12 protein-coding genes and 1 riboswitch are annotated in these 14,840 nt (G+C 59.0%); of the genes, 11 read left to right on the top strand and 1 reads right to left on the bottom strand.

The window, feature by feature from the left end; all coding sequences use genetic code 11:
* Positions 1-12: 12 nt before the first annotated feature.
* From AOC04_RS14495 to astE, 9 genes are all read left to right on the top strand, one after another.
* Positions 13-777, top strand: a complete 765-nt coding sequence (locus AOC04_RS14495; RefSeq protein ID WP_060694501.1) for an ABC transporter ATP-binding protein — start codon at positions 13-15, stop codon at positions 775-777.
* Between the two features lie 122 nt (positions 778-899).
* Positions 900-1,880, top strand: a complete 981-nt coding sequence (gene argR, locus AOC04_RS14490; RefSeq protein WP_060694498.1) for a transcriptional regulator ArgR — start codon at positions 900-902, stop codon at positions 1,878-1,880.
* Between the two features lie 259 nt (positions 1,881-2,139).
* Positions 2,140-3,360: an aspartate aminotransferase family protein gene (locus tag AOC04_RS14485; protein WP_060694496.1), complete on the top strand. Its 1,221-nt coding sequence runs from the start codon at positions 2,140-2,142 to the stop codon at positions 3,358-3,360.
* Between the two features lie 174 nt (positions 3,361-3,534).
* Positions 3,535-4,554 carry an arginine/ornithine succinyltransferase subunit alpha gene (gene aruF, locus AOC04_RS14480; RefSeq protein ID WP_060694493.1) on the top strand — a complete coding sequence of 340 codons (1,020 nt, stop codon included), beginning with the start codon at positions 3,535-3,537 and terminating at the stop codon, positions 4,552-4,554.
* Between the two features lie 54 nt (positions 4,555-4,608).
* Positions 4,609-5,646, top strand: coding sequence for an arginine N-succinyltransferase (gene astA, locus AOC04_RS14475; protein WP_060694490.1), 1,038 nt, complete (start codon positions 4,609-4,611; stop codon positions 5,644-5,646).
* Complete coding sequence (astD, locus tag AOC04_RS14470) at positions 5,643-7,112, top strand: succinylglutamate-semialdehyde dehydrogenase (RefSeq protein ID WP_171970612.1); 1,470 nt, start codon at positions 5,643-5,645, stop codon at positions 7,110-7,112. Before astA ends, astD begins: the two co-directional genes overlap by 4 nt.
* 83 nt (positions 7,113-7,195) lie before the next feature.
* The gene (gene astB, locus AOC04_RS14465; RefSeq protein ID WP_060694486.1) at positions 7,196-8,542 is read left to right on the top strand and encodes an N-succinylarginine dihydrolase; all 1,347 of its coding nucleotides are present in this window, start codon (positions 7,196-7,198) and stop codon (positions 8,540-8,542) included.
* 66 nt (positions 8,543-8,608) lie between these two features.
* Entirely contained in the window at positions 8,609-8,896 is a 288-nt protein-coding gene (locus AOC04_RS14460; RefSeq protein WP_003440880.1) for a hypothetical protein, read from the top strand.
* Between the two features lie 14 nt (positions 8,897-8,910).
* Entirely contained in the window at positions 8,911-9,921 is a 1,011-nt protein-coding gene (astE, locus tag AOC04_RS14455; protein WP_060694484.1) for a succinylglutamate desuccinylase, read from the top strand.
* A gap of 58 nt (positions 9,922-9,979) precedes the next feature.
* Here the strand turns inward: astE and AOC04_RS14450 are convergent, their stop codons facing one another.
* On the bottom strand, positions 9,980-10,474 hold the full coding sequence (locus tag AOC04_RS14450; RefSeq protein ID WP_060694482.1) for a 6,7-dimethyl-8-ribityllumazine synthase: 495 nt from the start codon (positions 10,472-10,474) through the stop codon (positions 9,980-9,982).
* 130 nt (positions 10,475-10,604) lie between these two features.
* Positions 10,605-10,775: riboswitch (FMN riboswitch) on the bottom strand.
* A 216-nt stretch (positions 10,776-10,991) separates the two neighbouring features.
* Between AOC04_RS14450 and ltaE the strand changes: the two genes are divergently transcribed.
* The gene (gene ltaE / locus AOC04_RS14445) at positions 10,992-11,996 is read left to right on the top strand and encodes a low-specificity L-threonine aldolase (RefSeq protein WP_060694481.1); all 1,005 of its coding nucleotides are present in this window, start codon (positions 10,992-10,994) and stop codon (positions 11,994-11,996) included.
* A 146-nt stretch (positions 11,997-12,142) separates the two neighbouring features.
* Positions 12,143-14,761 carry an alanine--tRNA ligase gene (gene alaS, locus AOC04_RS14440; RefSeq protein WP_060696962.1) on the top strand — a complete coding sequence of 873 codons (2,619 nt, stop codon included), beginning with the start codon at positions 12,143-12,145 and terminating at the stop codon, positions 14,759-14,761.
* Positions 14,762-14,840 lie beyond the last annotated feature (79 nt).

Raw genomic sequence — 14,840 nt, 5'->3', positions numbered from 1 at the left:
AGAACCGACAACATGTACAAGCTTGAAGTCCAAGACCTGCATAAACGCTATGGCAGTCACGAAGTGCTAAAAGGCGTTTCGCTGGCCGCCAAGGCAGGCGATGTGATCAGCATCATCGGTTCCAGTGGTTCCGGGAAAAGTACCTTTTTGCGTTGCATCAACCTGCTTGAGCAGCCGCATGCGGGCAAAATCCTGCTCAATGGCGAAGAACTCAAGCTGATTGCCAACAAGGACGGCGCGCTCAAGGCCGCTGACCCCAAGCAACTGCAACGTATGCGTTCACGCCTGTCGATGGTGTTTCAGCATTTCAATCTGTGGTCGCACATGACTGCGCTGGAAAACATCATGGAAGCGCCGGTGCATGTGCTGGGCATGTCCAAGGCCCAAGCGCGGGAAAAAGCCGAGCATTACCTGAACAAAGTGGGCGTGTCCCATCGCAAGGATGCCTACCCGGGGCATATGTCCGGTGGCGAACAGCAGCGCGTGGCCATTGCCCGGGCGCTGGCGATGGAGCCTGAAGTCATGCTGTTTGACGAGCCGACTTCAGCCCTCGACCCTGAGCTGGTGGGCGATGTATTGAAAGTGATGCAGGATCTGGCTCTCGAAGGGCGGACTATGGTTGTGGTGACCCACGAAATGGGCTTTGCCCGTGAAGTGTCCAACCAGCTGGTGTTTCTGCACAAAGGCATCGTTGAAGAAAGCGGTGATCCGCGTGAAGTACTGGTAAACCCGCAATGCGAGCGTTTGCAGCAGTTCCTGTCAGGCAGCCTTAAATAACTGCAGCTTTAAGACTGCCTCTGTGCACCAAAATAGGTCATGCTCCGCGTTTCGCGCTGCTGGCCCAGGCTGGGTGTTGGCGCATTTGGTTTTTCTCCTGTTTTCGTTCCGGATAGCACGCTATGACCGCCCATCGAATTGGTTTCCTCATTTGGCCCAGTACCAAAGCCTTGACTCTGGCGCTGGCTGAGGAAGCGTTGCGTGTTGCTCAGCGCGTGCATCCTGACGTTGTTTACGAGTTGCTGTTTTTGCAGGCGGAACCTGCGATCGAAGGCGCCTGGCAGCTGCCCGGTGAACCATGGACCGGCAAGCTGGAAGGCTGCCAAAAGTTGTTTTTGCTGGCGGACGAACCGCCGACCACCATCGCGCCGGCCCTGAGCAGCGCGCTCAAGCAATTGGTGCGCGCGGGCTGTGTGATTGGTGGTCTGTCCGCCGGGGTTTATCCGCTGGCGCAAATAGGTTTGCTCGACGGTTATCGTGCGGCTGTGCACTGGCGCTGGCAGGATGACTTTGCCGAGCGCTTCCCTAAAGTGATTGCCACCAGCCATTTGTTTGACTGGGACCGCGATCGCCTGAGTGCCTGTGGCGGCTTGTCGGTGCTGGATTTGTTGCTTGCAGTATTGGCCCGTGACCATGGCGCCGAGCTGGCGGGCGCGGTCTCCGAGGAGCTGGTAGTAGAGCGCATTCGTGAAGGCGGCGAGCGCCAGCGCATTCCTCTGCAAAACCGCCTGGGGTCGAGCCATCCCAAGTTGACTCAGGCCGTGTTGCTGATGGAAGCCAATATTGAAGAGCCGCTGACCACAGACGAGATTGCCCAGCACGTGTGCGTGTCTCGCCGGCAACTGGAGCGGATTTTCAAGCAGTACCTCAATCGCGTTCCGAGCCAGTACTACCTGGAGTTGCGTTTGAACAAGGCCCGTCAAATGCTGATGCAAACCAGCAAGTCGATTATCCAGATCGGCCTGTCGTGCGGTTTTTCATCGGGGCCGCATTTCTCCAGCGCCTATCGCAACTTCTTTGGCGCAACGCCTCGGGAAGATCGCAATCAACGTCGCAGCAGCAGCCCGTTTGAGTTGTCATCGGCACCTGCCGAGCGCGGCTGAAATCCAGCAGCTTCGGTTTGCCTGAGGGCATCACGCACCATGACGATTAATCACAGCGTGTTGGTGCTGCCGAAAATACGGCCCAGCGTTTAAACTGCGCCTTTGTGACGGAATATGTCGCATTGCCGCAAGCCTTGAAAAATCGTGGTTGGACGCTGTAAGAAGTTGTCGCTTGGCGACAAGGCTTGCCCTCCGCGTGTCCTTACAATCCCCCCATCGCTTGCCAGTCTAGGCAGGCGATCCTCTTCAGGAGACTCCGATGTCCGTTGAGCAAGCCCCGGTGCAACGCGCCGATTTCGACCAGGTCATGGTTCCTAACTACGCACCTGCTGCCTTTATTCCTGTGCGCGGTGCCGGTTCCCGGGTTTGGGATCAGGCGGGCCGAGAACTGATCGACTTCGCAGGCGGCATCGCCGTTAACGTTCTGGGTCATGCACACCCGGCACTGGTCGGCGCGTTGACTGAACAGGCGAACGCCCTATGGCACGTATCCAATGTGTTCACCAACGAACCGGCATTGCGTCTGGCCAAAAAACTGGTGGATTCGACATTCGCTGAGCGGGTGTTCTTCTGCAACTCCGGCGCAGAAGCCAACGAGGCCGCTTTCAAGCTGGCCCGTCGTGTTGCGCATGACCGTTTTGGCCCCGAGAAATACGAAATCATCGCTGCGCTCAACAGCTTTCACGGGCGCACGCTGTTCACCGTAAACGTGGGTGGCCAGTCGAAGTACTCCGACGGCTTCGGGCCGAAAATCACCGGCATCACCCATGTCCCGTTCAACGATCTGGACGCTTTGAAAGCGGCTATTTCGGACAGGACCTGCGCTGTTGTGCTGGAGCCGATTCAAGGTGAAGGCGGCGTGCTCCCGGCCGAGCAGGCTTACCTGCAAGGCGCGCGCGAACTGTGCGATCAGCACAATGCGTTGCTGGTGTTTGACGAAGTGCAAACCGGCATGGGCCGTACTGGCGAGTTGTTTGCCTACATGCACTACGGCGTGACCCCCGACATCCTGACCAGCGCCAAGAGCCTGGGCGGCGGTTTCCCGATCGCTGCCATGCTGACCACTGAAGCATTGGCCAAGCATCTGGTTGTCGGTACTCACGGCACTACGTACGGCGGCAACCCGCTGGCGTGCGCGGTGGGCAATGCGGTCATCGACGTGATCAACACCCCTGAAGTGTTGAGCGGTGTGAAGACCAAACATGACCAGTTCAAAACCCGCCTTGAAAAAATCGGCCAGCAATATGGCATTTTCACGCAAGTACGTGGCATGGGCCTGTTGATTGGTTGTGTTCTTAGCGATGCCTGGAAAGGCAAGGCTAAAGACATCTTCAACGCCTGCGAGAAAGAAAATCTGATGATTTTGCAGGCGGGTCCGGACGTGGTGCGTTTCGCCCCGAGCCTGGTGGTTGAAGAGGCCGATATTGAAGAAGGTCTGAACCGCTTCGAGCGCGCCGTACAAAAGCTGACGCAAGCCTGATCGTGATTTCAACGCCTGGTTTTTCAGGCGTTGACTCTTTTATATGCTGAACCGTAACCCCTGTAGGAGCGAGCTTGCTCGCGAGCTTTTCATCGTGTTTCCACAAAGCTCGCTCCTGCAGGGGGCAGGTTCGGTATTTTCTTCTGTGTTGTTCAAGGATTAAGGAGTGACACCATGCTGGTGATGCGCCCTGCGCAAATGGCTGATCTGGGCGAGGTACAGCGTCTGGCTGCGGACAGCCCGATTGGTGTCACTTCACTGCCGGACGATATCGAACGTCTGCGCGACAAGATCGCTGCCTCTGAAACTTCGTTTGCCGCTGAAGTCAGCTTCAACGGCGAGGAGAGCTATTTCTTCGTTCTCGAAGATACCGCTACCGGCAAGCTGGTGGGCTGCTCGGCCATCGTGGCATCGGCCGGCTACTCGGAGCCGTTCTACAGCTTTCGTAACGAGACCTTCGTTCACGCCTCCCGCGAGCTGAAGATTCACAACAAGATTCACGTGTTGTCGCAGTGCCATGACCTGACCGGCAATAGCCTGCTGACCAGCTTCTATGTGCTTCCTGAATGGGTGGGTTCGGCCTGGTCCGAGCTCAACTCCCGCGGACGCCTGCTGTTTGTGGCCAATCACCCTGAGCGCTTTGCCGATTCGGTGGTCACCGAGATCGTCGGTTACAGCGATGAAAACGGCGACTCGCCGTTCTGGGACGCCATTGGCCGCAACTTCTTTGATTTGAACTACGCCGCCGCCGAGCGCCTGTGCGGGCTCAAAAGCCGTACTTTCCTCGCTGAACTGATGCCGCATTACCCGATTTACGTGCCATTGCTGCCTGACACCGCGCAAGAGGCGATGGGGCAAGTGCATCCGCGGGCGCAGATTACCTTCGACATCCTGATGCGCGAGGGTTTTGAGACCGATCACTACATCGATATTTTCGACGGCGGCCCGACCCTGCATGCGCGGGTTTCAGGCATTCGCTCGATTGCTCAGAGCCGTGTTGTACCGGTCAAGATCGGGGCGCCAGTCAAAGGCGGCGGTCGTCAGTATCTGGTGGCCAACGCCCAGTTGCAGGATTACCGCGCGGTATTGCTGGAGCTCGACTGGGCACCGGGCAAGCCGGTCATGCTGGATCTGGAAGCGGCCGAAGCACTCGGTGTTGGCGAAGGTGCCAGCGTACGAGTGGTGGCGGTTTAACGCGTTTAGCGAGTTTCGCGGGGTTCGTCAGCGAGCCCCGTCTGAGGAGATAGCATGATCGTTCGTCCTGTACGCAATAGCGATTTACCGGCCCTGATTGAGTTGGCCCGCAGCACTGGTACCGGCCTGACGACCTTGCCGGCCAATGAAGAGCGCCTGTTGCACCGTGTCACCTGGGCTGAAAAAACCTTCCGTGGCGAAGCCGGGCGTGGTGATGCGGACTACCTGTTTGTGCTCGAAAACGACGAAGGCAAGGTGGTCGGCATTTCTGCCATTGCCGGCGCTGTAGGTCTGCGCGAACCCTGGTACAACTTCCGGGTGGGGCTGACAGTCAGCGCCTCCCAGGAGCTGAATATTTATCGTGAAATCCCGACCCTGTTTCTGGCCAACGATCTGACCGGCAACTCTGAACTGTGCTCCCTGTTCCTCAGTGCCGATTACCGTACCGGCCTCAACGGCCGCATGCTGGCCAAGGCGCGGATGCTGTTTATCGCCGAATTTCCTGAGCTGTTCGGCAACAAGATCATTGCTGAAATGCGTGGCATGTCCGACGAAGCGGGCCGCTCGCCGTTCTGGGAAAGCCTGGGCCGGCACTTCTTCAAAATGGAGTTCAGCCAGGCCGACTACCTGACCGGCGTCGGCAACAAGGCCTTTATTGCCGAGTTGATGCCCAAGTTTCCGGTCTACACCTGCTTCCTGTCTGAAGATGCCCGTGCCGTGATCGGTAAAGTGCATACCCACACTGAACCTGCATTGAACATGCTTAAAAGCGAGGGTTTCAGCTACCAGGGTTACGTCGACATTTTCGACGCAGGCCCGGCGGTTGAGTGCGAAACCAGCAAGATCCGCGCTGTACGCGACAGTGAAGCACTGGTGCTGGCCATCGGCACCCCGGGTGACGATGCCACGCCTTACCTGATCCACAACCGCAAGCGCGAAGAGTGTCGTATTACGGCGGCACCGGCGCGTCTGGCCGCAGGCACGCTGGTGGTCGATCAATTGACCGCCAGACGCTTGCAACTGACTGCTGGCGATCAAGTCCGCGCGGTTGCGTTGTCGGCCCAACCAGTGGCCCCACGGGAGTCGAAATAATGAGCACGTTGTATATCGCAGGCGCCTGGCAGAACGGGCAGGGCGAAGCATTTGAATCGCTGGACCCGGTCACCCAGCAGGTGTTGTGGGCAGGTAAGGGTGCCAATGCTGGGCAAGTCGATGCTGCAGTGAAGGCTGCGCGCGAGGCCTTCCCGGCCTGGGCGACGCGTTCTTTCGAGGAGCGCCTGAGCGTACTCGAAGCGTTCGCTGCCAGCCTCAAGAGTCACGCCGATGAACTGGCGCGCTGCATCGGTGAAGAGACTGGCAAACCCCTGTGGGAGTCGGCCACCGAAGTCACCAGCATGATCAACAAGGTGGCAATCTCGGTACAAAGCTATCGCGAGCGTACGGGTGAGAAGAGCGGCCCGCTGGGCGATGCTACCGCCGTGCTGCGCCACAAGCCGCACGGAGTGGTAGCGGTATTTGGTCCGTATAACTTTCCGGGCCATTTGCCGAACGGGCATATCGTTCCGGCTTTGCTGGCCGGTAACAGCGTGGTGTTCAAACCCAGCGAGCTGACGCCCGCGGTTGCCGAACTGACGGTCAAGTGCTGGATCGAAGCCGGCTTGCCGGCGGGTGTGTTGAACCTGCTGCAGGGCGCGCGCGAAACCGGTATCGCCCTGGCGGCCCATACGGGCACAGACGGTTTGTTCTTCACCGGCTCGAGTCGCACCGGCAATGCGCTGCATCAGCAGTTCGCCGGTCGTCCGGACAAGATCCTGGCCCTGGAAATGGGCGGCAATAACCCGCTGGTGGTCGATCAGGTGGCCGATCTGGACGCTGCGGTGTACACCATCATTCAGTCGGCTTTTATCTCGGCCGGGCAGCGTTGCACTTGCGCCCGGCGCTTGCTGGTCCCGCAAGGTGCCTGGGGTGACAGCCTGTTGACGCGTCTGGTTGAGGTCAGCCAGAGCATTGAAGTGGGTGCTTTTGATCAGCAGCCGGCACCGTTCATGGGGTCGGTCATCTCCTTGGGTGCTGCCCGGGCCCTGATGGATGCTCAGGAAGTCTTGCTGGGTTCAGGCGCTGTGGCGCTGCTGGAAATGACTCAGCCGAACACCAATGCCGCGTTGTTGACTCCGGGCATCATTGACGTCACAGAGGTCAGTGACCGATCCGATGAAGAGCTGTTCGGGCCACTGCTGCAAGTGATTCGTTACGCCGATTTCGACGCAGCGATTGCCGAGGCCAACAACACCGCGTTCGGTCTGGCTGCAGGCCTGTTGTCTGACTCCCAAGCGCGTTATCAGCAGTTCTGGCTGCAAAGCCGGGCCGGGATCGTGAACTGGAACAAGCAGCTGACAGGCGCAGCCAGCAGTGCACCGTTTGGCGGTATCGGGGCGTCGGGCAACCATCGCGCCAGTGCCTACTACGCCGCTGACTATTGCGCGTATCCGGTTGCCTCCCTGGAGACACCGACCCTGGCGTTGCCGGCGGCGTTGACTCCAGGCGTGCGAATGTCCTGAAGCGTCAATTCCTGTGGGAGCTGGCCAGTTAGCCCCAGAATTTTGATTCATGCCTATTACAACCGTTTGCCGGAGCCTCGCTGATGAAGTCCTTTGAAGTCAATTTTGACGGTTTGGTGGGGCCGACCCATAACTATGGCGGCCTGTCGTTTGGCAACGTCGCTTCCCAAAGCAACAGCCAGCAGGCCTCCAATCCCAAGGAAGCCGCGCTGCAGGGCCTGGAAAAAATGAAAGCGCTGATGGACATGGGCTTTGTCCAGGGTGTGCTGGCGCCTCAAGAGCGTCCTGATGTCGGCGCTTTGCGCAGCCTGGGTTTTAGCGGCACCGATGCGCAGGTCATCCAGCGTGCCGCCAAGGAAGCGATGCCATTGCTGGTCGCCAGTTGCTCGGCGTCGAGCATGTGGGTGGCCAACGCGGCCACGGTCAGCCCGAGCGCTGATACGGCAGACGGCCGGGTGCACTTCACCGCCGCCAACCTCAACTGCAAATTCCACCGCAGCATCGAGCATCCGACCACCAGCCGTGTACTGGGGGCGATGTTTGCCGATCAGCAGCATTTTGCGCACCACGCGGCGTTGCCGGCGGTTGCTCAATTCGGCGATGAAGGGGCCGCCAACCACACGCGGTTTTGCCGGGAGTATGGCGAGGCGGGGGTGGAGTTTTTTGTATACGGGCGCAGTGCGTTCGACAGCCGCTACCCGGCGCCGCAAAAATACCCGGCCCGCCAGACCCTCGAAGCTTCGCAAGCCGTGGCGCGTCTGCACGGCTTGAGCGAAGAGGGCGTAGTGTTTGCCCAGCAAAACCCGTCCGTGATCGATCAAGGGGTGTTTCACAACGACGTGATCGCAGTGGGCAATGGCGAGTTGTTGTTCCATCACCAGGATGCGTTCCTCAACACCGAACAGATGCTGGCCGAACTGCACGGCAAACTGGCGGCCCGCGGTGGCAACTTCCAGTCGATCAGCGTGCCCCGTGATCAGGTGGCAGTAGAGGATGCGGTGCGCTCTTATCTGTTCAACAGCCAGCTGCTCAGTCGCGCTGACGGCTCGATGTTGTTGATCGTGCCCGAAGAGTGCCGCAGCAACCCCCGCGTTTGGCAGTACCTGCAAGGGCTGACGGCCGCGGGCGGGCCGATCCGCGAGGTCAAGGTGTTTGACCTCAAGCAAAGCATGCAGAACGGTGGCGGCCCGGCGTGCCTGCGGCTGCGGGTTGCCCTTAATGAAACTGAGCTGGCGGCCGTCAACCCAGGGGTTATCATGACCCCCGGTCTGTACGACACGCTGACCCGCTGGGTAAGCAAGCACTACCGCGATGCCTTGCGTGAAAGCGATCTGGCAGACCCGCAATTGTTGCTTGAATGCCGTACGGCACTGGATGAACTGACGCAAATCCTTAAACTGGGCGCGGTTTACCCCTTCCAGATCAATTGAACACGTGCGTGCCTGCGGTTTTTTCGCCCCGGGCGCGCAACGTCACCTGCAAATGAGAGCTGAATAATGACCGATACCCTGAAGCTGATCCTTGAAGATACCGACGGCACCCAGCTGGAAACTTCCTGCACCCGCGTCGCGGTCATGTGGCAGGGCAAAGAGCTGTGGATTCAGCAAGACGGCCGTGGCCAGTTGCTGATCGGTGTTGACGTTGAAGAGGGCGATGCCGAATACGCCAACCTGTTGCTGCGTCCATTGGCAACTAACCTCGTAAGTCTGCAACTGGAAATGGAACCGGCAGACCTGGGCGATGACGAAGACGGTCACGTACACGGTCCGGACTGTAACCACTGATAAAAGGATGTTTTATGCTCGCCCTCGGCAAACTGCTTGAACTGACCCTGGCCGGACGTGAACCGGCCGAGAAGACTCAACTGACTGTCGACGGCGTGCGGATGCGCTGGCTGGCCGAGGGCGCACTTGAAGTGCGCCCTGCGCAAGGTCGCGATAACGGTATGGATCTGCTGTTGTCGGCCGGCATCCACGGTAATGAAACAGCGCCGATCGAGTTGCTCGATCGCCTGTTGAATGACATTGCCCGCGGCGACATCAAGCCCCGGGCCCGAATCCTGTTCCTGTTTGGCAACCCTGGCGCCATGCGCACCGGCGCGCGGTTTGTCGAAGAGGACCTGAACCGGCTGTTCAACGGTCGTCACGAAAACAGCAGCGGCCCCGAGGCCCTGCGCGCGTGCGAGCTTGAACATCTGGCCGAAACATTTTTCAGCCTCCCCGAACGTACTCGCCTTCACTACGATCTGCACACCGCCATTCGCGGTTCGAGGATCGAGCAGTTTGCGCTCTATCCCTACAAAGAAGGTCGGGTCCATTCCCGTGACGAGCTGGCCCGCCTGCGCGCTGCCGGCATGGAGGCGGTGCTGCTGCAGAACAAGCCTTCAATCGTCTTCAGTGCCTACACCTACGATCAGCTGGGCGCCGAGGCGTTTACCCTCGAGCTGGGCAAGGCCCGACCTTTCGGGCAAAACGGCGGGGTTAACGTCGAGCGTCTTGAGCTGCGTTTGAAGCAGATCATCGAGGGCACCGAACCGCCGCTGGCTGATGCTTCGCTCAAAGGCTTGCAGCTGTTCAGCGTGGCCCGCGAAGTGATCAAACACAGTGATGCGTTCGTCTTGCACTTGCCGGTGGATGTCGAGAATTTCTGCGAGTTGCCCAAGGGCTATTTGCTGGCGCAAGACACAGCCAAGACACGCTGGATCGTCGAAGAGGAGGGTGCGCGTATCATCTTCCCCAATCCCAAGGTGAAGAATGGTTTGAGGGCCGCAATGATCATCGAGCCGGCGAACGCGGCGGTGCTCGTTTAGCCGCGATGGCTACAAACAAAACAGGCCCTGATCAGGGCCTGTTTTGTTCGTGGTGTTGTTACACCGCGCGTTTTTGCTGGTTATCCATACGCTTGATAGTGCGAATTTTCTGCAGGGTATCGACGCAGGTTTTTGCAGCTTCCTGGCCTTTGTGCACGAAGTGGTCGAAGAAGAACTTCTGATGCTCCTCGCCTGCGTGGAAGTGATGCGGGGTGAGGCTGACCGAGAAGACCGGAACTTCGGTTTCCAGTTGAACCTGCATCAGGCCGCTGACCACTGACTGGGCGACGAAATCGTGGCGATAAATGCCGCCGTCGACAACCAGTGCTGCGCCGACGATACCGGCATAGCGGCCAGTCTTGGCCAGCAGTTTGGCGTGCAGCGGGATTTCAAACGCGCCGCCGACTTCAAAGAAATCGATGTCGCTTTCCTGATAACCCTGCACCAGCATTTCGGCCAGGAAACCTTTACGGCTCTGGTCGACGATCTCTTTGTGCCAGGAGGCCTGGATAAACGCTACGCGCTCGTTGTGGTGAATTGCGGTGGGTTGCATGTTCTGACTCCTGTTTGTGTGAAAAACAGGGCATATGAATCGAATGGGATTTAAGGGTACGTTCAAGCGGGTCATGTACGGCTATCAGCAGCAACACAATCGCGCCTGGTTGACGGCCCTTTGGCGCCAATCCCGTTCTCTCTTCATCCGGACTATGACCGTCGGCCCCGGGATCACACCGGGTCTGCTGACCTTGACCGCCCTCCAGCCGAAACCTTAGGACCTGCCAAGCGCTCGCGGGCTATGCGCATTGCGCGCAATTACCGCCGGTGGGGAGTTGCACCCCGCCCTGAGAACGTTGCCACCAGTGTTTCTGGCGGCGGGCATTTTGTATCACATATGTTTCAAGGATGCATCGCTGCTTTTTGCTAATAGCCATCAAATTCCCGGATGGTTTTAGCGGTCGATCGTGATGTAACTGCTTGAATATGAGCGATACGGTGCGCAGTCCACTTGTTCGAAAGGGAAGTCCGCGATTAGCATCCGGTGCTGACTCCCCATTGCCGAGGCTTGTTCAATGACTGATATCGATCTTCGTAGTGACACAGTGACCCTCCCCAGCAGCGGTATGCGCGAAGCCATGGCAAATGCGCCGTTGGGCGACGATGTGTATGGCGAAGATCCAATGGTGAACAAGCTGGAGTCGGAACTGGCCGTGCGTCTGGGCTTTGCCGAAGCGTTGTTTGTACCTACCGGGACCATGAGCAACTTGCTGGCGTTGATGGCCCATTGCGGACGTGGCGAGGAATACATCGTCGGGCAGCAGGCCCACACCTACAAATATGAAGGCGGCGGTGCGGCGGTATTGGGTTCCATTCAACCGCAGCCGCTGGAGGTGCAGGCGGACGGTTCGCTGGACCTGGATCAGGTCGCCGCGGCGATCAAGCCTGACGACTTTCATTTCGCCCGGACCCGCTTGCTGGCGCTGGAAAACACCATGCAAGGCAAGGTCCTGCCACTGGAGTATCTGGCCGCAGCCAGTCGCCTGACCCGTGAGCACGGGCTGGGGCTGCACCTTGATGGCGCGCGGCTGTACAACGCTTCAGTCAAGCTGGGGGTGGATGCGGGCGACATCACCCGGCATTTCGATTCGGTCTCGGTATGTCTCTCCAAAGGGCTGGGCGCTCCAGTGGGCTCGGTGTTGTGCGGTGCTGCGGACTTTATTGGCAGGGCACGGCGTTTGCGCAAAATGGTCGGTGGCGGCCTGCGTCAGGCCGGACAGCTGGCGGCTGCGGGCCTGTACGCGCTGGACCACCAGGTCGAGCGCCTGTTGGATGACCATGACCACGCCCAGTTACTGGCCGAGGGGTTGCGTGCTGGCGGCTATGAGGTTGAGCCGGTCCAGACCAACATGGTTTATGCGCAACTGGGGGAGCGGGCGCAAGCGCTCAAGATATTTGCCGGCGAACGTGGTATCAAACTGAGTGCCGCACCGCGTCTGCGAATGGTCACGCACATGGATGTCAGTCGCCAGCAGATAGAGCAGGTAATCTCGGTTTTAACCGAATTTAACCAACAATGAGTGTGCAGGCCGTCCAATTGCCTGCGCCTATCGTATAAACACGCTGTACCCAAGGCGAAGGGCCGATATAATGCGGCCCTTTGCGAGTCGCACTGTCGATGGACGTGATTGACTTGCCTCTGGCCGCAGCCTCCGTGGAAGAACCTATGAAAAGCGCAGAAATCCGTGAAGCCTTCCTTCGCTTCTTCGAGGAGCAAGGTCACACCCGTGTCCCGTCCAGCTCCTTGGTCCCGAACAACGATCCGACCCTGCTGTTCACCAACGCGGGGATGAACCAGTTCAAGGACTGTTTCCTGGGTCAGGAAAAACGGGCTTACACCCGAGCTACCAGCAGCCAGAAATGCGTGCGTGCCGGTGGCAAGAACAGTGATCTGGAAAACGTCGGCTACACCGCCCGTCACCACACTTTTTTCGAAATGCTGGGCAACTTCAGCTTTGGCGACTATTTCAAGAAAGACGCGATCAATTTCGCCTGGACGTTCCTGACCGGTGTCTTGAAACTGCCTGAAGACAAGCTCTGGGTGACGGTCTACGCCAGCGATGACGAAGCCTATGACATCTGGACCAAAGACGTCGGCGTACCCGCCGAGCGTATGATCCGCATCGGCGACAACAAGGGTGCTCCGTACGCTTCGGACAACTTCTGGACCATGGGTGATACCGGCCCGTGCGGCCCGTGCACCGAGATTTTCTACGATCACGGCCCTGAAATCTGGGGTGGCCCACCGGGCTCGCCGGATGAAGACGGTGACCGTTACATCGAAATCTGGAACAACGTGTTCATGCAGTTCAACCGCACCGCCGATGGCGTGTTGCATCCGTTGCCTGCGCCGTCGGTAGACACCGGCATGGGCCTGGAGCGGATCAGTGCGGTGATGCAGCACGTTAACTCCAACTACGACATCGACCTGTTCCAGAGCCTGTTGAAAGCTGCCGGCGAAGCGATTGGCTGTGCCAACGAAGGTCAGGCGTCGCTCAAAGTGGTGGCTGACCACATTCGTTCGTGCAGCTTCCTGATCGCTGATGGCGTGCTGCCTTCCAATGAAGGCCGCGGCTATGTGCTGCGCCGCATCATTCGTCGCGCGTGCCGCCACGGCAACAAGCTGGGTGCTACCGGCAACTTCTTCTACAAGATCGTCGCGGCGCTGGTTGCCGAGATGGGCGCAAGCTTCCCGGAGCTGGTGCGCGAGCAGGCCAACATTGAGCGCGTGCTCAAAGCCGAAGAAGAGCAGTTCTCCAAGACCCTGGAGCAGGGGCTGAAAATCCTTGAGCTGGATCTGGCTGACCTCAAAGGCACCGTGGTGTCGGGCGACGTGGTGTTCAAGCTCTATGACACCTACGGCTTCCCGATGGACCTGACGGCCGACATCGCCCGTGAGCGTAACCTGACCGTTGACGAAGAAGGCTTCGAGCGCGAGATGGAAGCCCAGCGCGTGCGTGCGCGTTCGGCCAGTTCGTTCGGCCTGGACTACAACACCCTGGTCAAAGTCGACGTTCCGACCGAGTTCATCGGCTACAGCGCCACCCACAGCCCGGCCAAGGTGGTTGCCCTCTATAAGGATGGCCAGTCTGTTGCCAGCCTGAATGAAGGTGATGAGGGCGTGGTTGTTCTCGATCAAACCCCGTTCTACGCCGAATCTGGCGGTCAGGTCGGCGACTGCGGCTATCTGCAGGCGGGCACTGCCCGTTTTGACGTGCGCGACACCACTAAAACCGGCGGCGCGTTCCTGCATCACGGTGTGGTTGCAGCGGGCGGCCTGAAGGTCGGCGAAACTGTTGAAGCCCAGGTCGACGCTGAAGTTCGTCACGCCACGGCGCTGAACCACTCGGCCACCCACTTGTTGCACGCTGCTTTGCGCCAGGTACTGGGCGAGCACGTTCAGCAGAAGGGCTCGCTGGTTGACAGTCAGCGCATGCGCTTTGACTTCAGCCATTTCGAATCGATCAAGCCTGAGCAAATCAAGGCGCTGGAAGATATCGTCAACGCCGAGATTCGCAAGAACACCCCGGTCGAGACTGAAGAAACCGACATCGACACCGCCAAGCAAAAAGGCGCCATGGCGCTGTTTGGCGAGAAATACGGTGACAACGTGCGCGTGCTGAGCATGGGCGGTGATTTCTCGGTCGAGCTGTGTGGCGGTATCCACGCCAATCGCACGGGTGATATCGGTCTGATGAAAATTACCAGTGAAGGTGGTGTAGCCTCCGGTATCCGTCGTATCGAGGCGGTAACCGGCGCCGCCGCACTGGCTTACCTGAACGCCGCTGAAGAGCAGCTCAAGGAAGCCGCCAGCCTGATCAAGGGCTCGCGTGAAAACCTGGTCGACAAACTGTCGGCTGTGCTGGAGCGCAATCGCCAGCTGGAAAAACAACTCGAACAATTGCAGGCCAAGGCCGCAAGTGCTGCCGGCGATGATCTGTCGTCGTCTGCAGTGGATGTAAAAGGCGTGAAAGTGTTGACCGCCCGCCTGGACGGTCAGGATGGCAAGGCGCTTCTGGCGCTGGTAGATCAGCTGAAGAACAAGCTCGGCCGTGCAGTGATCCTGCTCGGCAGTGTTCATGAAGACAAGGTTGTACTGGTTGCAGGCGTAACCAAGGACCTGACTGGCCAACTCAAAGCCGGTGATTTGATGAAGCAAGCCGCTACGGCAGTGGGCGGGAAGGGCGGTGGTCGTCCGGACATGGCGCAGGGTGGCGGTGTTGATGCTGCAGCCCTGGACGCCGCGCTGGCCCTGACTGTGCCATTTGTCGAGCAAGGTATCTGAGGTCCAGTACGCGCCGTCGTCTACGGCGCGTGGTTTGAATGATAAATGGGCGCCCTTTATGGGCTGAGGCTGCTTTGAA

The sequence above is a fragment of the Pseudomonas versuta genome (assembly GCF_001294575.1).
In the GTDB taxonomy this organism is placed as follows: domain Bacteria; phylum Pseudomonadota; class Gammaproteobacteria; order Pseudomonadales; family Pseudomonadaceae; genus Aquipseudomonas; species Aquipseudomonas versuta.
Note: the sequence above shows the minus strand (reverse complement) of the source record. Positions and strands in the feature narration are given on the sequence as shown.

What these genes read in the sequence shown, in the direction of transcription:
- astE (WP_060694484.1), top strand. Translation starts at nt 8,911, where the DNA reads ATGCTCGCCCTCGGCAAACTGCTTGAACTGACCCTGGCCGGACGTGAA.
- astA (WP_060694490.1), top strand. Translation starts at nt 4,609, where the DNA reads ATGATCGTTCGTCCTGTACGCAATAGCGATTTACCGGCCCTGATTGAG.
- aruF (WP_060694493.1), top strand. Translation starts at nt 3,535, where the DNA reads ATGCTGGTGATGCGCCCTGCGCAAATGGCTGATCTGGGCGAGGTACAG.
- alaS (WP_060696962.1), top strand. Translation starts at nt 12,143, where the DNA reads ATGAAAAGCGCAGAAATCCGTGAAGCCTTCCTTCGCTTCTTCGAGGAG.
- astB (WP_060694486.1), top strand. Translation starts at nt 7,196, where the DNA reads ATGAAGTCCTTTGAAGTCAATTTTGACGGTTTGGTGGGGCCGACCCAT.
- AOC04_RS14450 (WP_060694482.1), bottom strand. Translation starts at nt 10,474, where the DNA reads ATGCAACCCACCGCAATTCACCACAACGAGCGCGTAGCGTTTATCCAG.
- ltaE (WP_060694481.1), top strand. Translation starts at nt 10,992, where the DNA reads ATGACTGATATCGATCTTCGTAGTGACACAGTGACCCTCCCCAGCAGC.
- AOC04_RS14485 (WP_060694496.1), top strand. Translation starts at nt 2,140, where the DNA reads ATGTCCGTTGAGCAAGCCCCGGTGCAACGCGCCGATTTCGACCAGGTC.
- argR (WP_060694498.1), top strand. Translation starts at nt 900, where the DNA reads ATGACCGCCCATCGAATTGGTTTCCTCATTTGGCCCAGTACCAAAGCC.
- AOC04_RS14495 (WP_060694501.1), top strand. Translation starts at nt 13, where the DNA reads ATGTACAAGCTTGAAGTCCAAGACCTGCATAAACGCTATGGCAGTCAC.
- AOC04_RS14460 (WP_003440880.1), top strand. Translation starts at nt 8,609, where the DNA reads ATGACCGATACCCTGAAGCTGATCCTTGAAGATACCGACGGCACCCAG.